Genomic DNA, 18827 nt, shown 5'->3' with positions numbered 1-18827 from the left:
GACCTTGACCCGCCATCCGGGGACCGAGACGCTCGAACTCGTGCCGAGACTCAAGCCGCTTTATGCGAACGTCTACTCGAAACCTCCTTACAACATGTCACACGAACCCCAAGTGACGTGATGTCCGACCTCGTAGTTCAGAAACTCCGAGGAAACCGACACGCAGGTTCTTCGCTGTGACGCGGCTAATGTACCGCAGGCTGTCACCTTGGGCGCGCTCGACCAGGACCACTGAGTGGGCGTCCTCGAGCACGCTGATGCCGTCGTCGCACTGGCTGATATTTCGCGGTATCTACTGCCGCTGCCCTCGCAGATGGCGGCAAGAGGTCGGGCACTGAAGTTGAGGACCCGAGATGGCGTGCACGATCGAGACGTTGAGGCGGCGACGGTGCAGCATGCCACGAGGATCGGCTCACTGGCACGGCTCGTGACTGCCTGGCGCCGAGGACCTAGCCGTGTCGCGGTGCGAGAAGAACTCGGCACCACCTGATAGGTGCGGACGGCCGGAGGAGTTGGCGCGGTCACGAACTTATGCCGTCCAATTCACCACGACGCCGTTGTCTACGTGCAGCGCGGAGATGCCTGTCGAAGCGAGGTTGTTGGCGATCGGTAACTGGCGATCCCGTTGCGCTCGTGCGGCCCTGTCGCACACAACTGTCACTGGCCAGCCCTAGAACCGTCCGGACCTGCATTGGTCCCAACTTCATCTATGGATAGCAGACGTGTAACGCCTAGTGGCTTGTCGCGATATCCAAGGTGTTGCTGGCGGTCCGGGGGCCGATCCGTCGGGGTCGAATGCGCAGCCAGGGGATGGTGCAACTTTGCATTCAGGTGTAACGAGGCGTGGGTGTGACTGTGTAGAGCAGTCATGCGGTGCGCCCGAGTGGACACGCCGAGCCTCCCTGACTTCGCACCGATTCATGGATAGGCTCAACGAGGCTATGTCTGATTGGGGTTCCATTGACCGACCGCGTGCGTTGCCCAGTCTGCAACTCACCCATGGTCATGCAGTTCGCATCTCGGGGACGGAATGCCGGCAAGGGGTTTTGGGGCTGTTCGCAGTATCCACGCTGCCGAGGCTCCCGCGATGCCACTGGCGACGTGTCACAGCCGCGGCAGTTGCCGAAGAATCGTGTGGCCACTCCTGCCGCGTCCGGACGCGCCCGCGGGAGATCGCTGAGTCGCGGCGATCTGCTGATCTCCGCCGAGAACACATTCGGAGCCGGCAAGTTGGTTGCCCGTGACGGCGAGAACCTGGTGCTCGAGTACTTCGACGCCCCTGGTCAGGATCCGTCTGCCCGATATCAGGAATCTGTAAGTCGACGCAGTCTCACCCGACTTACGCTCAGCCCAGAACTTCGCGTGTTCTGGATCGACCAACAAGACCGCTGGCGCTCGGGTCGGATCATTGAATCCAACGAGCACAACGACATCTATGTCCGCGGTCACGAATGGGAGGGCTTCGTTCCAGAGGAGAAGCTGTTCGTCCGCTGGGATAGGCCACTGTCCGATCCGGTCGGCTTTGGTGAGGCAGGTCTCTTGGAGTCCCCCCTCCTCGCCGACATGCGGCTGCCGTTCCTCCAGGGCATCCTCCGGCAACGTTCGGCCGTCCACGGCATGCGTGCGGTTCTCTCGAGTTGTATCGAATTGCACGAACACCAGGTCGAGACGGCTTGGCGAGTCCTGCAAGACCCTGTCCAGCGCTACTTGCTTGCGGACGAAGTCGGCTTGGGCAAGACCATCGAGTCTGGCATCGTTGTCCGCCAGCAACTGCTGGACAAGCCCAGCCTGCGCGTCCAACTCATCCTCCCGCCATTCCTTGTCGAGCAGTGGAAGCGCGAGTTGACCCAGAAGTTCCGCATCCACGACTTCAAACGAGCTCAGATCCGGTTCGCGCGGGACGATGAGCCGCAGCATTGGGAGCCGGCCGATCTCCTTATCGTGGATGAGGCACACAACCTGGCCCGGATGGCCGGCAGCGCCGATCCCGCCCTTGCGGCGCGCTTCGCGCGCCTCGCTGAGGTTGCGAGCGCCTCGCCCCGCCTATTGATGCTGTCCGCGACACCGGCGCTTCACAACGAAGACGCGTTCCTAGCGATGTTGAAGTTGTTGGACCCGGCCGTCTACGCCGAGACAACAGCGGCGGACCTGAGGCGGCGCCTAGAGGCACGAGCCAGCATCGGCCGCATCTTCCTCGGCCTGCAACCGGGTCTGCCGAGTAGCCTCCTGAAAGCGCGACTCGCCGAGATCGAAGCCGAATTCCCTGGGGACGAGGAGCTCACTGCGATTGTCGTCAGGACCGGCGAAGCGATCCGCGCACAGAACAAGGATGCGGTTGTCCTTGAGATCCAGGCCTTGCGCAACCATGTGGCTGAGGTTTACCGGGTCCACCGGCGGATGCTCCGCACTCGACGGACCGCCGCGCTGGAAGGCTCATACCGTGTCGGCGGGCGACGTGCGCCGAAGGTACTCGCCTTGCACTCGACAGCCGACGAGGACGCAACAGAGGTCCTTGACCGGTGGCGAGAGCAGGCGCTGGCTGCTGCGGAGGGCGACCGCGAGGCACTCCGCGCAACCGGGCGCGCCTTGGCCCAGGCAGTGTCATTTATGCTGGACCCGGAGGCTCTGCGGGACTGGGCAGCCGAGCGGGCGTCGACTGGTGTTGATGAGGAAGAACGCGCAGCGTTGGAGCGGGTGATCCGGGACCTTGCCTTCGTGTCGCGTCGCGACACAGTCAGCCGTCCGATAGCCGATGCGATGAGCTATCTATTCAACGTCAAGGAACGTGTTGTCCTCTTCGGCCCGACTACAGCGTCGGCGGCGGAGATCGCCGACGAACTCGAGGAGTTGCTCGGAAGCAAGTCTGTCTTCCGCCACCTCGCCAGTGACCCTCCTGACCAGGCAGAACGAGCGTTGCGCCGCTTCGAGCAGATCCGCAGCGCCGCCGTATTAGTTGCAGATGCGTCGGCCGAGGAGGGCCGCAACCTCCAGTTCGCCAACGTGCTGGTGCACGTTGGCTTGCCTGCCGAGGCCAACCGCCTTGAGCAGCGCATCGGACGTTGTGACCGTTGGGCCGCCAAGGACACCTCTCCGTGGCGCTCGTACATGATTGCAGGAGAGACCGAGAACTCGTTCGCCGGCGCCTGGCGGCGGATCTTGACCGACGGCTTTGGCATCTTCGACGTATCTGTCGCGAGCCTGCAGCAGGCGGTCGACGAGGCGACCGACGAGGCCTGGCGGATCTTGCTGGAGCAGGGGGTAACTGGCGCCGACGAGGCGATCACTACGGTGCAGGAGATGCTTACCCGAGAGATCGAGCGCGTGCGAGAACAGGACGCGCTCGATAGCCTCGAGACAACTGCGGACGAGCGGTCCGTCTACGCCCGGATGATGGACGTCGAATCCGTGGCAAATGAGTTTGCCGACCTTACCGACAGACTGCTATCCGCCAAGCGGGTGCCAGGCAATTTGCGCTTTGACCCCATCGGCAATCCGATGCTGGATCTCGGCGGCTACGAGATCCTTGGCCGCTTGCCGGGCAAGCAAGCACAGATCCCGCTGATCCCTGCCTGGCGCCTGCTACGCGACTTCATGCCGCTCAAGGGGCACCGGGGAACGTTCTCCCGGTCGATCGCGATCGAGAAGGACGACGTCCATCTCTACCGCTACGGCGATCAGTTCATTGACGCAGTCAGCGACTTCCTCTGGCACGACGACCGCGGCCGAGCGTTCGGCATGTGGCGGTGGTTGCCCGATTGGCGGCGTGACGATACTCCTGTGTACCGGTTCGATTATGCTGTCGAGGCCAAGCCCCTCGAGGCTCCGAAGGCCTCCGATCCGCGTCGCGAACTCGCGAGGGTCAGCCTGGGGATGGATCAGTTGTCCATTGCACGACGCGCCGACGGGATGTTGCCGCCGATCATTGTGACGGTCTGGATGAGCGCGGACGCGACGGAGCTCACCACGAAGGTCCACCTCGATGCGCTCTCGGCGCCGTACGTGAAGCCGCACCCTGCGGTGGAAGGCGGCGACTATGCGCTCAACCGGACCCGAATCGAGCGTGCCTACGAGTTGATCTCCATTTCGGACTGGCGGAGTTCCTGGCGGAATGCCGAAGCCGCTGCCCAGCGCCTAGTCCGTGGGCGTGAGGACATCCGCGATGCCGTTGCACGTGCGTCGGCCATAGCGTCCAGCGACGCGACGACGCGTCTGTTGCAGTTGCGACTGCGCGCGGCGCGGAGTTCGGGCGCGGAATTGGCGACCCTCGAGCAGGACATCTATCGCGAAGAGGTCGTGGCTGGCGCCTTGGCCGAGGCAATAAGGACCCCCACCTTACGGCTGGACAGCACTGGCCTGGTCATCCTCTCTGGCCGTTCAATCGGGGAGGACTGACCAGTGACTGATCAGTGGGACTTGATGACAGCTCTGCTCGCCGGCGGAACTGGAGACCGATCACTGCTGACAGGGCCGTACCGACGGTTGGTTGATGCATGGCTGTCCGACGAAGCCGGCCCGGCAATCGCCGGCGATGTGGCCGCGCTGGTCGGGCAGATCCTGCGCCACCGGCGCGGCTCTACGGGCCACGGGAACCACAATCTTCGCCTGCGCCTCGCCGATCGCGGAGTCCCGATTGAGCGTTTCGCCCAAGCGCACCTGGCGACGGAAAGATTCGGACTGCAAGAGCACCGAGTCTCACTGGGCGCGGACTGGGCGCCCGACTGGCTCCTGGGCGATCACCGCTGGATAGACCTGGCCTGCACTAGTCCGAGCCCATACGTCGGGCCGGAGGGAACGGTCTCCACCTTCGCGCGTCCGGACATGGCGGTTCCGGTCGACCCCGCTGTCGCTGCAATCGCGGGCATCGATGCGTATCGATCGCGCAGCCAAGCCAGCGCCATCCGCGCAGCCGCTTTGGCGGACCCCGAATCGACGTTGCATGTCGTACTCCCGACCGGCACCGGGAAGTCTCTTGTTGGCATCACCCCGGGACTCCTCGCCGACAAGAGCGTAACCGTAGTCGTCGTGCCGACCATCGCTCTTGCTATGGACCAGGAGAGGCAGATTCGCAAGCGATTTCCTGGTCAGGGCCTTCCCGCCGAACTCGCGTATTATGGCGACCGACACGAGCGCGACAGGGACGCGATTAAGGAGCGACTGCGGAACGGATCGCAGAAGGTCCTTTTCACATCGCCCGAGGCGTTGGTCACGAGCCTCGCTCAATCGCTGCGCCATCTGGCATCTCGCGGCGCACTTGGCCATTTGGTCATCGACGAAGCCCACTTGATCCGTTCCTGGGGTCTGAGTTTCCGGCCGGACTTCCAATTGGTCGCCTCTTTGGTCGGCGAACTTCGAGACATCGCGCGCGCGCAAGCCGTCACGCCGCCGCGGGTCGTGCTGTTGACGGCCACGCTGTCGAAGCAGGGATTGTTGCTGAACGATGAACTGTTCGCCGGCGCAAAGGGTTCGATGTTCGTCGGGTCGACATTCCTGCGAACGGAGTTACGCTACCTCTTCGCACGACCGACATCAGCCGAGGAGCGGATCAACCGGGTTGTCGACGCGATGCGCCACCTGCCGAGACCGGCGATCGTGTATACGACGAAAAAAGAGCCAGCCGACGAGATCGCAGCGCGACTGCGCGAGGCTGGGTTCGCGCGGACCGCAGTCTTCCACGGCGACGTAACGTCTGGGGAGCGTCTGGACATCCTGCAAGGTTGGTCCGGCGATGGCGGGCCAACCTCCTACGACATTGTGGTCGGGAATAGCGCGTTCGGACTCGGCGTCGACCAAGCTGACGTCCGAACTGTTCTGCACGCCTGTGTACCGGCCTCAGTCGACCGGTTCTATCAGGAGGTCGGGAGAGGAGGGCGCGACGGCCACTCCGCGGTGTCTGTTTGGCTTCCGACCACGACGGACAGGGAAGAAGGACGCGCCATCGAGAACTCCGCGATTCTCGGCGATCGGAAAGGCTGGGGTCGCTGGGAGGCGATGAGAGATGCGCGAGTCGGAGACGACCCGGTCACGCGTCGGATGGTGTTGGATACTGGCAGCATCCCCCCGTGGCTCACCTATCGATCGGACAAGAACCAACTTTGGAACCGGAACACGTTGGTGTTGATGCAGCGCGCAGGATTGCTCGACCTAATTGAGACCTCGCCCCCGACGCGGGTGCGAGATCCGGGCGAACCCGCTGAGATGTGGCAGGCACGCAACGATGCGGCGTGGGAGAGATACGTGCGGTTGGCGACCATCCAGGTCCGTCCTGGCGTGAACAACCTCGACGAGTCCGCTGTCACGAAAGCCTTCGAACGCGTCCGAACCGAGGTCCGTGATTCCGAGGCGGACTCGATGGATCGCGTGGACCGCATGTTCGCCCTTACCGAATGTTGGGGACGCATCCTCAGCGAGGAGTATGGATACCAGGACGTCGGGCCGATGCACGCACACCAGGTGGTCGCTGCCGCGTGTTCGGGTTGTCCGTCCACCGAGCACGTGCCGGAGTCGTCGTACCGCGCGGCTCAGCCGGTCGTGGCGGAGGCGGCGTTGCCCAACCTCCATCGTCAGGTCAGTCCAACGCTCGCAGCATTAGCACACGGGCAGCGAACGCTCGTGGTGACCTACCCCGAAGGCGGCCTCCGTGTGTACCTCGACGACCTCGTGCAGCGCTGCGTTTCCCACGGTGTTAGAGGAGTGCTCGCAAGCCCGAGTTTGGTCGCACTCCCCGCCGTAACCGGTGCGGCGCGCTTCGCGGAGGAACGCCTGGTGGCAGTCGACCCGATCCTTCCTCTCGGTCCAGCCGTTCATTTCGCGGTGCCGAGTCTGATACTCCTGGATCCAACGGACAAGCCGCGCTTGAGTTGGCTCGCCGGTTCCTCAGGGGCGCTGCGGATACTTGTGCTCCCTGACATCGCCCTTGATCCTCAATATCCGAACGACCTCGTCAAGAACATCCGCGTGCCGCACTGGGCGCTCGCCGACTTCCTCAGGAGCCTGTGAATGGCCGTTCTCAATCCGCCGCGAGTCCTGCCGGGCCTTGGTCGAGCGATCGTCAACTATCTGTTGGATGCGCGTCGGACGCTCACTCAGGATGAGTTGGTTGCGGCGTTCAAGCCCGACGGGCTAAATCCTGGCGCGAACGCAGCATCCGGCGTGACGAATACCGTTTCGGCGTTGCGTGCGATCGACGTCCTCGATGAGGATGCAGACGGCGCCCTTCGGATCGGCTCGAAGGTGGAAACCTTCAAGACGCCGTTTACAAAGCAGCAGTTCCGCCGTGTTCTTCAGAATCGCGTGTTTGATGTAGATCCGGGCGACGATCTCTGGAGAACTCAGGCCGGTGAAGGGCGGACCCGGGGAGCGCGGGATCTCCACCGTGCGCTCACCTGGTTGCTCGCTCAAGATGCGCTGGGGCAACCGTTGGGGTGGAACGACAACGTTCAGGTCATGCAGACAGACCAATTCAGCACTACAAACAACGAGGCTTGGGCAATTACTAACGACACCCGTTGGCTCGCGACTGTCCGCTGGATCCTAGTGCTCGGACTGGCTACAACGTCCGTTGTCCGGGACAAGAACGGCGTCGTCCCGCTTCCCGTGATTGCTGTCGATGATGCCATCAGTGATTTTCCGAACGAGCGGCTAACCATCCATGACTTCTTGGCGAGGCTCGGAAGAGCGATCCCATTCGTGCACGGAGGTCCGGCACGCAGTGGCCTCGTCGCATACCTGGGCCGCGATCCGGACGCCGGGATCAGGGCAGATTGTGCTGACAGTTCGATCGGGCAAGCGCTACGCATCCTCGAGGAACAAGGACGCGTCCATTTCGAGGCACTTCCGGACGCCGACGGAATCCGCCTGTCTCGTTTCGACAGCACCCGCCAGACCCACGTGATCGTCCAGGCCGGAGGTATGAAGTGAGTTGGCGTGGCAGTCTCCCGGCGGCATGCTGGAACGCCAACGAGGCTTCGAATGTTATTCCGGTCGAGGCAGAGAGCACCTCGGAGGGTGTCTTCCTCGCGACGCACAGCACGATTCCGATCACACAACGCGATCAGGTAAACAACGCCAAGCGAGTCACGGTCGTCGACGAACGCGCCCTGCTCCAAGCGGTCCAGGATCAACCAGATGACCAGCCCATCATTCCGATCCTTGGTAAGTCAGGCACAGGTAAGTCCCACTTGGTCCGTTGGTTGCGCGCGAACCTCAAGACTAAAGAATCGACACGCGTCATCTTCGTGCCAAAACACCGGGTGTCGCTGCGGGGGATCCTTGAACTGATCTTGGAACACGCGACCGGCGAGAACGCGGACGACCTCCGTGCCAAAGTTGCGGCCGCCGTGGATGCTGCAGCGGACGAGAAGACCGCCCGACTGAAGTTGCGCAACGCGCTCGCGGTGAACATAGAGACCAGTGGCGCCCGTTCCAACGGTTCTGCTGAAGAGATCGAGAATCGCGCGTATCTGGCCTCCCCTCAAGGTCTCCCGGCTTTGTTTGGCGACGATGTGTTCCGCGCTCGTCTGCTCCATGAGAACGGTCCTATTGCTCGCTTGGTTCGCGAAAAGCTGACGGGAAAGGGGACTGAGGACAAGGAGGATGCGTTCGGCTTTACAGTTGAGGATCTCAACCTTTCAGTCGACGATGTCAAGAGGGCCGGCCTGGCTGCTCAGCAGGTGGCTGGCGCCCTGACTAGTGACCTGGGATTTCGCGAACTCGCCGCGAGGATGATCAACGAGCAGTTGGCGCCCTCGGTCAGCGAGGTGTTTGGCGTTGGTGGCGACGACCTCAAGCAGATCCTGACTGACGTCCGGGCGCAACTGAATAAGCAGGGGTTGGAACTGCTCGTCCTCATCGAGGACTTCTCGATCTTCCAAGGCATTCAGGGTGGACTCATCGATGCGATCACGCTGATCTCGACTGTTGCACAGGAACTCTGCCCGATGCGGGTAGTAATGGCCGTGACCACCGGCTACTTCATTAATCAAATGCCTGAGACCGTATTCACTCGTACCTATAGGGTCTTTGATCTCGATCTTCCGGATGGCGCCGCGGTTGCATTCAGCCCCGCCGGCTTCGCAGCTCGCTACCTTAATGCCGTTCGGGTAGGTGCCGCCGCACTCGATGTAGCCAACGAGAATAATGACCACCCCACGAACGCCTGCGATGAATGCCCGGTGGACGAAAAATGCCATGCGGCGTTCGGTGTGGCTGATGGTTTTGGCCTTTTCCCGTTCAATCGGGCCGCCCTGGAGCGGGCAATTAAGGGTCAGTCTAGCAACGGATCCTTCGTGGCGCGGGACGTGCTGACCCGGGTGCTTCGTCCGGTACTGCGTCGCGACAAGGTGGAAATCGATCTGAACCGTTTCCCGAGTGAAGGTTTCGCCAGCGAATTCAAATCAGGTGCGGACGATCGACTCTCCAATATCGAGGACCAGGTGAGGCTGCGGACTCCAGGAGACGTGGAACTCACTGACCGCCGGGTTCGCCTGGTGCGCTTCTGGGGTTCGAGTGACGGCGCTGAGAACCTCGACCCGACGATCCATGAAGCCTTCGGGATCCCGCCGATCGACGGATTGGATGACGTGGCGCCGGAGGAGGAACTTCAAGGCCCGATTGGCAGGCCGAGTACAAGTAAGACCACGCCTCCGGACGAGACGCCGACACTCGGCCCGGCAATCCCTGATCCGCCATTGGTGAAGGCCATCGACAGGTGGCGGGCAACTGATGAACTTGGCATGACCGAACGGAACACTCTTCGCAACATCGTCCACAATGCCGTGCAGTCGCGTTTGATGTTAGAAGACGGCCTCGGCGGCGAGTCCCTGTGGCGGGGTGGCAAGGAGTTCGCGCCCAGTTTCGAGGGCACCTCGGTCGAATTTAACCCGGCCAAGCATGCTGCCGCCGTCCTACCGATCGATCGTACGAACGACGACGACGTCCGTGCGCTCCGTGCACTAGCCTGGGTAAACAGGTTAGGGTCTTGGGCCGACGTGCCGGACGGCGAGCGGTTACAGCGTCTCGTCGAAGCGCGGATCCAGGTCTGGGTCGAGCAAGTGGCGCGGGTTCTGCTGCCGCCAACTCGGGCCGATGATGACCCCGAACTCGTGCGTCTGACCCACACGCTGCTGGCAGTTGCACGGTCGCTCGGTATCGGGAACGCCTACAAACGAGATACCTCTAGCAGGATTCAAGCGCTGTTTGCGCCGCCACCCCCTCGGCCGACTCCCGACCTCCGGCCGCAACTCGCAGCGATGCAGTCATACGTCAGTTCAGGAGCCACCAATCGTCTGAACCGCACTCAACTGCAGCAGCGACTGCTCCGACGCGCGTCCTACAGTCAAGGCGATGGCAAGCCACTGGCTCTTGACCTGGCCAAGGTGAGTCGAGTGATCCGGGACCCGGATGCCGATATGCCGTGGCCGGCCTCGACGCCGGGCCTGGTCGTTAGTTCTGTCGATGCAATTACGGTTCGAATGGGGACGCTCGATGCGCTCCGTTCGGAGGCCGAGACACTGCTGCCGGACCTTTCGAATCTCGGAGGCGACATTGCCCAAGTGGCCGCCGAGTTGATCACGTTGGTCAACGAACGAGCAAACGTTGCCGCGCTCCCCGACGGCATCGATGTGGACGACCTACGGGCGGCAGCAAGAGCCATAAAATCAGGAGACCAGAGGCTCGTGGAGACAACCCGCGCTGAGTTCGACCGCTGGAGTGAATTGACAGTGGACGAGCGGATGAAACTAATAACCGGAGATTGGGATGAGAGTGCTCGCCGAGTCAGGGCCTGGCTTGTCCTGGCAGAGCCCGCCGTCGACCTGCTAGCGAACAGCCTGAAGACGGCGAAAGCGTCGGACGCCCAGCGCGAATACGCCGAAGTTCGTGAGAAGTTGATCGGGGACGTGGCGACCTTGGCTGACGCTCTCGCGGCGATCCCAGCGGCGGAGGGGACCGAATGAGCTTGCGCAGCAGGATCCGGGATCTGCATACCTCTGCGGTCGTTGCCGACAACGAACACCAGGTGCGTCTGCGAACCGGACAACTGTCTGACCTCAGTGACCGAATCGCAACAGTCGCGCAAGGACTCTCGGCACTGAGAGTGGGGTTGGCTGAGGTACGGCAGTTGAAAGTGGAGATCCCGGCAGACTTACACCGCGCTGCTGGTCGCGCGACTGATGGACTTCGCTCGCTCGCCGCCGAACTCCCCGACATCGCGGTTGACTCGAACCTGGACGCGGCAAAGGTCCATGTCAGCAATACGGAAAGGTTCGTATCCGGTTTACGCAGTTTCGTCGCGGACAATTGGCGCCGGCATGTTACGCAACCACTTCCCCCGATCAACCGCGAACTTGTCGATGCGCTGGCCGAGAGTGGCGTCGATGTCGAATCAATTCGGGTGGCTCTAGAGAGCGCTCAAGGGCAGCTTCTCGCGATCGTCAACCGCACCATCCCATTGAAGGGTGATGTCGACAAATTTCGTACCGCGTTCGAGTCGGTGCGCGCCTCCGGGGATCAGATCGGCAACGTCGTCGATCCGGACATTGCCAAGGGGATCGTCGGCTCTCAGGAGGGGGCTGGCATGCCGCTGGCCTGGTTCACTCCAGTGCGACTCCAGGCCTTGTCCGAGTTGGGAATCATCGACCGCTTCCGGGTCCGGTTGCAATGAATCCTACGCTGCTTACCCGCGTCCTCGATCGACTTGAGTCACTCGAGGACCCGCTCTTGTGCTGGGGCGTCGTCGACGGGGGCTTCAGCGACGACGAACTCCGCGAAGTGATCGAGCGGGAGTTGACTGACAGCCGCGAATGGGAGTTGGACGCGGAGGCTGTCATCGAGGCGATGAGGGCGCGAGCGCTCCTAGTTTTCGACCCGAACACGGCACCACCGCGATGGCGCACGCGCAACGGCGAGACGATCCGACTTGTCGCGCGGCTGCGACAGATCTTCCTAGACAAGTCTTGGCAGGACGGCACCAACCTGATCTCGGACTTCCGCTATGCGCGGCGCCCCCGCTTCTACCCTAAGCGCGATCAGCCGTGGGACACCTTGCTCGACGGTCTCTCCGGCATCGCTGACGTCCAGCGCAGTGTCATCGACGTGATGACCCTGCGTGACGGGAAACACGATGACCTGAGCGGCTTCCAGGTTCGAGCCACCCGGCAGATCCTTACTGCCCTACAGTCGCAGGTGACCACCGCGACCGTCGTCGGTGCCGGTACGGGTAGCGGGAAGACGAACGCGTTCTATCTCCCAGCCTTCAGCTACCTCGCTGGGATTGAGGACTCCTCCGCCTGGACTCGGGCTCTGGCCGTTTATCCGCGGATTGAACTGCTGAAGGATCAACTCGACACTGCCTTCACGCACGCCCGTCGCCTCGACGGCCTCTGGCAGCGCCTGCACGGACGCCCGATGTCTATCGGTGCGCTGTACAAGAGCACACCGGCCAATGCCGGCAACGCCAAGGCAGCGTACACAGGCTGGGGTAAACGATCCAATGGTATGGCGTCCCCGCAGTTGCGTTGTCCGGGCGACGGCTACCAGCATTGCGGTGGTGAGTTGATCTGGCCATTCGCAGACATCGACAGGGACGTCGAGCGCCTCGTCTGCCATACCTGTCGCCGCGAGTTCGACGAGCGCCAGGTGGTGCTTACCCGGAAGCGCATGCAGAACAACCCGCCGGATCTGCTCTTCGTCACTACCGAGATGCTCAACCGCGGACTGTCCGACTTACAACTCCGCGGGCCGCTCGGCGTCGACGTCAGTCAGGCTAGAAAGCCACGCATGATGCTGCTCGACGAGATCCACACCTACGACGGAACAACAGGTGCGCAAGCCGCCATGGTGCTCCGGCGCTGGCATCACAGCGTCCAGGCTCCGGTCGCATTCGTCGGCTTGTCCGCGACGCTCTCTAACCCGGTTCGCCATATGGCCGACCTCACCGGTGTCGCCGATGACCTCGTCACCAGTATCGCTCCGGAGCCAGAGGAATTGGAGTACGAAGGCGCCGAGTACCTGCTAGCGCTACGCAGTGACCCCACGAGTGGGGCATCGGTGTTGTCAACGACCATCCAGACCTCGATGCTGCTTCCGCGGACCCAGGATGTTCCTGGCGCGCGCGTCTCCGAAGGTGTCTTCGGTACGAAAGCGTTCGTGTTTACCGACGACCTCGACGTCACCAACCGACTGTTCTACTACCTCCTTGATGCCGAAGGACAGCGCTACATCGAACGTAGGACCAAGTCCGTGAAGCCGCCGCTTGCCTCGAAGCGCGCGCTAGAACCAGGAGATGACGCGACTACGCAACGCCGAGCTGGCCAGGTGTGGGACTTGCCGGTCTCAATCGGGCACAGGTTCAACCGGAAGGGCGACGGCCTCAACGTTAGTCGGACGACCTCGCAAGACGCTGGAGTGGAGGCTGGCAGTCAACTGATCGTTGCCACCGCATCGTTGGAGGTCGGCTTTGACGACCCCGATGTCGGCGTGGTGATTCAGCATAAAGCCCCTCGCGGGACAGCTGCGTTCCTGCAGCGAAAGGGCCGCGCCGGCCGAAAGCGGACGATGCGGCCGTACACCGCCGTCGTGCTGTCCGACTACGGTCGAGACCGCGCGACTTACGAGGCGTGGGATGGCCTCTTCGACCCGGTGCTCCCGGATCTGGTTCTGCCGATCCGCAACCGCGCGGTACTGCGCATGCAGGCCACAATCGCGATGGTGGACTGGCTCACGGCCCAGTTGAAGATGCAGGACGTCCCGCCTTCGACCAAGACCTGGGGTGCCCTCGCCAAGCGACCGGCAGCGAGTTTCGCCAAACCCGGCCGCGAAACGCAACTCAAGGCCGTTGCGATTCTGAATTCGGTACTCCGTGACCCGAGCCGCCAACGTAGCCTGCGGACGTGGGTCCAGAACGCACTGCGCCTCTCCGACGCCGAGGTGAATGAGATCCTTTGGCACCCACCTCGACCGTTGATGCTCGCTGCAGTGCCCACCCTCAAGCGTCGTCTCCAGCACAACTGGGCGGTTGCCAGTCCGGGTTCGCTCGACGAATTCCGTGATCTGAGCGGCGACAACCCACTGCCGGACTTCTTTCCGATGAATCTCTTCAGCGAACTGTCACTTCCGGAGAGCTACGTGAGTTCGCCTCCTCAGTTGGAATGGGAGACGGACCGGGAACTGCACGCTATGGGACTCGGCCAGATGCTGCGTGAGTACGCTCCAGGCCGGGTCTCTCGTCGGTTCGCGACGCGCAACCCCGAGCACCGCCATTGGATCCCGGTCCCGCTCGGTAAGAGCGATGCGAGCATCGAGTTGAGTGAGATTCTGCCGATCTATGGGATTGAAGAGCCGAGCACTATCTCGATCGACGGCAAGCCGGTGGAGACAACCGTTGTCCGTCCCGACCAGATCCTCGTCGAACATCCGCCACCGTTTGTCAAGGACTCATCGAACGCAACCATGCTGTGGCGCTCGCAACTGCTCGAGACCGGTCCCGGCCTGTTGGTTCGCGTTCCGACCGCCGATCCGATCGGTCGCTTGATCACTGAAATGCGCTTCTTCTTGCACGCCCAGAACGCACACATCAACGTTCACCGGGCAGCGGTGGGCTCTGATGCTACTGTTGCGATGGAGGATGGAACCGAACAGCGGGTGCACGCTCGGTTCTCGCTCGACGGTGAACCGGTCGCTCTCGGCTCGACCTACGATGTCGACGGGCTGCGCATTCGGGTGGCGCTCTCCAGCGAGATCGACCCGCCAGCGGATGTCCTGCCTGGCCTGCGCAGTGCTTGGTTCAAGCACGTGCTGATGACCGATGCGGGTCTGCTCGAAACGCTAAATACATTCCGGATCGACTGGCTGCACCAGTGTCTCGAGGCGATGCTATTGACAACAGCCGTGCGAGACAGTTGCACGGTGGCTGAAGCCTTTGCTTCGGTACACGGATCGTTCGCGACTCAACTGCACGAGACCCTAAACGCGATGTTCCGCAGCCACAATGTCCTCGAGTCCGAATCGACAGCCCTGACGAATATGGGCAAGCGACTTAAGGCTGCGTTTGCCGACCCATCGGTCGCCACGCGACTCGATGCGCTTGCATCGCAGTACTGGTCGCCAGATCCTCACCGCTTCAACGAGTGGCTTCGTGAACGAATCCTGTCCACGATCGGCCACTCCGTGCTGGCCGCCGCGAGGCAGATCTGTCCCGAGCACGACCCCGAGGGCATCGTTGTCGACATTGAGCCCGGATTCAACTCAAACGGAGTTCTGCGAACCGGAGAGATCTGGCTGACCGAATCCTCGGCCGGTGGCGGCGGCTTTATTGAGGCGCTGACGGCGCGGGTGCGTCCGGATCCGCGTCGCTTCCTCCGCTTGATCATGCGGGCAACCCAGCCCAGCACGGACGAACTGGTCGACACACATATGCAGCGCGTGATCCACCTGATTAATCACGACTCAGCCTGGGTCCAACTGGTCAACGACTTCCGGTCGGCCCCCGACCAGGCCGCCCGGGTCGCGACCCTCAACGGGATCCGGGACGGCCTCCGCCAGGCGGGGATCTACGGGGCAGAACAGTCTGTGATCTCTGCGCTGTCAAACCGGGTGCTGCGCCCCGGGTCGAGTGCGGCCACGGACCGCGCGCTCGGAACGCTGATCCAGGAGTGGCGCGCTGAGGAAGACCGACTGGGCGTCGAGATCCCGCCGCGCACTTGGGCCTACCTGATGCGAGCGCGGACTGACTTCGATCCCGGCCTCGTCCTGCTCGCGGCCGCCACCGAACGCCAACGAATGGACGCGATCCAGAGCCTGCTTTGGCCGCGCGGCTGGCAGTTGCGCGCCGAGGAATTGCACGCGTGGAACCCGTTCGCGGAAAACCTCCCGGCCGCACCGGACCTTCTCCGTTCCATCACCGCCGCCGGCGAGACGCCGATGGCGTTGTCCGACGACATCGGCGTGACCCTACGCGCCGTCCTCGCCGAACGAGGATCGGCACAGGTGATGGCCACGCCTGACCAGGCCGTGGCGTTGGCTAACCTGCTAGTCGACCTCAGCTACGAGCCCGTGGTGACGGAGTACCTGAGCGTTTACCCACGGGTGGTTGAGATTGATCACCAGGCCAACGGCAACGTCGTCGTGGCTCTCGAGCTCGCCGAGGTTTCAGCATGAGGCGCATAACGACGACCGGCCTCGGGCACACCCGAGTCCTCAACGACTTGCTGCAGAACCTCTTTATCACCGAACTACTTGTGCCCTCCAGCCAACTGTGGGTGCTTTCCCCGTGGATCTCCGACATCGACGTCATCGATAACACGGCCGGACAGTTCAAGACAGTCCTACCCGGGATGCCGGCTCGGCACATCCGGTTCACCGAGGTGCTCATCGAACTAGCCAGGCGCGGTTCGGACGTACGTGTCCTGACTCGCGACGTTGAGAGCAACACGGCGGTGCGGCAGCGACTTGAGGATGTCGGTGGACTGAGCGCAAGACCGGTCGTCAAGATCAGGCCTAACCTGCACGACAAGGGGATCGTTGGTGATCGCTTCCACATCCAGGGATCGATGAACTTCACCTTCCATGGTCAGGCTGTGAACGACGAGGGCGTCACGTTGACCTCCGCCCCCCACGAGATAGCTGGGGCCCGGATCGCTTACAACGCGAAGTATCAGGTGTGATCGCCGTGGTGACCGACGACTTCTTCGAGGCGGGCAACCTGATCAATCCGGTTGAACTGCCGCCTGAGCACGAAGCCTCGATCGAGAACTGGCTAGATGCGATCAAGCATGGCCAGATCGGTTTTCTGCCGCGTACGACGTCTCAAGGCTTGTACTGGTATGCCTTCGCGCCGACGATTCGCGAGCAGAAGGAGTTGCTCGTCCTCCTCGACGCCTGGGTCGGGCCGACATTCAGCGATCTTCCACGAAGTCGCGGACGCTTGTATCCCGCAGATCCGTTTGATGCCCCGTTGGCCGCGATGCAGGTTTCCCCATTGCGCTTCGAGGTCCTTCCTCGCCGAGACAGACGGTCAAGAGACCAGGTTCGTAACGCTCTGCTGGTGCTCTCGCGACTCGTCTGGAACCGGCCGAGATCGGAGTTCGACGCGCCGCGTACGACCGTTGAGGTGCTCGACGACCTCGGACATGCGATCGCGGCACAGGACCGTCCGATGGCGCTCGGATGCATGCGCGAACTGGAAGCGACCGCCGATCTCGATCAAACGAACCTGGCCCTCCTGCGGTTCCGGGTGTACGAGGGCTTGGAAGACTGGGCCGCGATCTTCGCCGATCAGGATCTCGAGCACGTGCTGCTATTGCGCCGTCCAATCGGCATCACCAGAATTCTTCAGCGTGCGGTGTACACCCGGTATCTGGAGAAGGCCGATCTAGACGGCAGTGCCACTGATCTCCACGAAGCAGCCGAGGCAATCCCACCGTCCCTCCGGGTGCTCGCTACAGGCGCGATTACTCGTACCCGGCCGGCCGTCGTTGTCGAGTTTCTGCTTGGTTTGTTGACCCAAGCGACATCGGCGACGTTCGACCGTCTAATCGGGGAAGCCGCGTTGATCGAGCCGGAACTCGACGCTCGTCTGCGGTCGTTGCTTCCGCCAACCTCACCAAAACCAGAATCCGCGCCAGACCCCGAGCAGGACCTGCCCTCTGCGACGACGCTTGTTCACCTCCTTGTCAACGCCGGCGAATTCTCCGCTGCGATCGAGGAAGCACTCGCTGTCGAGCCGGACGTGGAACTGGCTGGGCTGATGCTCGCCTGCACACGCGAATTGGAAGAGCCTCACCTTGCAGCTAGAGTCGCAGAGCACCTGTCAGTATCTGGCCTTCATGAGACGTTGGCTCGAGACGACGCCTTGGTGCGCAGCGATCTGGCTTGGCTAGGCGAGTTCCTCAGCCAACAGCAAACCCTTGGTTGGCTAGGGTGGCTCGCCGCGGTTGAAGCAGACCAGGCGTTGAAGATCACCCAGGCAGACCTGAACTCAACGGCGGAGTGGGAGATCCTGGACCGTTCCACGGTTGCTCAGCGTCTGGCTGGGATGCCGGACGAGGCGCTCGCACGCTTCGGTGAGTACGGCGGCGCGTTCATGGCCGCGCACCGCGCGTTGTTCACTCAGGCCGGCGGCGCCGATTTGTGTGAGCGTGTCCTCGCAGGCCTCGCACTTAGCGAGAAGAACTCAGCCGGTGTTCGAGTTCAGACTCTGACGCTCCTGGAGTACTTGGCCGCTGCCGGTCCCACCGTCGAAATACTGACCTCCGCGCTGGAGTGGACCGGCATGGTCGTCGAAGCCGCGGTCTCCGCGGTCACCGCCAGTTGGGCTGTAGACGTCCTCCAGACGGCGACGAGTAGTCCTCAAGCTCTGGCTTTGGGCGCCAAGCACCAGTTCTTCTTCCAGGTGCTGGACCAACTTCGGCCGGTCAAGTCTGCGCTCGACCTTGCGGACCTCGAAGGACTGCGGCTCGTAGCCGATGAGTTGGCGACGTCTCTCCCAGCCGACTTCGAGATTGAGGACTCTGAGCCCGACCTGGCTGCGCAGTACCGGCACTTGGCGAACACGGTGGTCGTGCTCTACTCGTTGACCGAATCGGCAATCACGCGGGCCGCTCAACTCCTGCGTCGGCTGGTTCCTGGCATCGACGTGCGGACGACCTCCGAGCACGACGGAAGCCAGCAACTTGCGTCGTGGAGTAGTAATGCGGACGTCTTCGTCATGGTTGCCGCCTCAGCGAAGCATGCGGCTACCGACTTCATCAAGGAGCATCGAGGTAGCAAGCCTCTGATTCAGGTGAACTCACGCGGCTCCTCTTCGATCCTGCGCGCGCTCGCCGAGGGCTGAC

At 62.6% G+C, this 18827-nt stretch carries 8 protein-coding genes; all 8 read left to right on the top strand.

The features are described 5' to 3' along the window. The first annotated feature begins 1101 nt into the window (after positions 1-1101). Genes dpdE through dpdD form a run of 8 tightly spaced genes read left to right on the top strand, consistent with a single transcriptional unit; the run spans position 1102 to position 18826 of the window. On the top strand, positions 1102-4392 hold the full coding sequence (gene dpdE / locus AB0H36_RS08255) for a protein DpdE (protein WP_360518553.1): 3291 nt from the start codon (positions 1102-1104) through the stop codon (positions 4390-4392). A gap of 3 nt (positions 4393-4395) precedes the next feature. Next, positions 4396-6996 carry a protein DpdF gene (dpdF, locus tag AB0H36_RS08250; protein ID WP_360518549.1) on the top strand — a complete coding sequence of 867 codons (2601 nt, stop codon included), beginning with the start codon at positions 4396-4398 and terminating at the stop codon, positions 6994-6996. Then, positions 6997-7917 (top strand): protein DpdG, encoded by a 921-nt coding sequence (dpdG, locus tag AB0H36_RS08245; RefSeq protein ID WP_360518546.1) that lies wholly within the window; start codon positions 6997-6999, stop codon positions 7915-7917. After that, positions 7914-10952: a protein DpdH gene (gene dpdH / locus AB0H36_RS08240; protein ID WP_360518543.1), complete on the top strand. Its 3039-nt coding sequence runs from the start codon at positions 7914-7916 to the stop codon at positions 10950-10952. Before dpdG ends, dpdH begins: the two co-directional genes overlap by 4 nt. Then, positions 10949-11659, top strand: coding sequence for a hypothetical protein (locus AB0H36_RS08235; protein ID WP_360518540.1), 711 nt, complete (start codon positions 10949-10951; stop codon positions 11657-11659). The genes dpdH and AB0H36_RS08235 overlap by 4 nt, the downstream gene beginning before the upstream one ends. Further along, the gene (gene dpdJ, locus AB0H36_RS08230; RefSeq protein ID WP_360518538.1) at positions 11656-16152 is read left to right on the top strand and encodes a protein DpdJ; all 4497 of its coding nucleotides are present in this window, start codon (positions 11656-11658) and stop codon (positions 16150-16152) included. The genes AB0H36_RS08235 and dpdJ overlap by 4 nt, the downstream gene beginning before the upstream one ends. Beyond that, complete coding sequence (dpdK, locus tag AB0H36_RS08225) at positions 16149-16658, top strand: phospholipase D-like domain-containing protein DpdK (protein WP_360518535.1); 510 nt, start codon at positions 16149-16151, stop codon at positions 16656-16658. The genes dpdJ and dpdK overlap by 4 nt, the downstream gene beginning before the upstream one ends. Continuing rightward, positions 16655-18826 (top strand): protein DpdD, encoded by a 2172-nt coding sequence (gene dpdD / locus AB0H36_RS08220; RefSeq protein WP_360518532.1) that lies wholly within the window; start codon positions 16655-16657, stop codon positions 18824-18826. The genes dpdK and dpdD overlap by 4 nt, the downstream gene beginning before the upstream one ends. Position 18827: the final 1 nt, after the last annotated feature.

The organism is Kribbella sp. NPDC050820 (assembly GCF_040653975.1).
In the GTDB taxonomy this organism is placed as follows: Bacteria; Actinomycetota; Actinomycetes; order Propionibacteriales; family Kribbellaceae; genus Kribbella.
The sequence above is the reverse complement of the archived record's forward strand: the minus strand, read 5'-3'. Positions and strand labels throughout refer to the sequence as shown.

Coding starts and splice junctions, on each gene's coding strand:
- dpdG (WP_360518546.1), top strand. CDS start 6,997: ATGGCCGTTCTCAATCCGCCGCGAGTCCTGCCGGGCCTTGGTCGAGCG.
- AB0H36_RS08235 (WP_360518540.1), top strand. CDS start 10,949: ATGAGCTTGCGCAGCAGGATCCGGGATCTGCATACCTCTGCGGTCGTT.
- dpdJ (WP_360518538.1), top strand. CDS start 11,656: ATGAATCCTACGCTGCTTACCCGCGTCCTCGATCGACTTGAGTCACTC.
- dpdK (WP_360518535.1), top strand. CDS start 16,149: ATGAGGCGCATAACGACGACCGGCCTCGGGCACACCCGAGTCCTCAAC.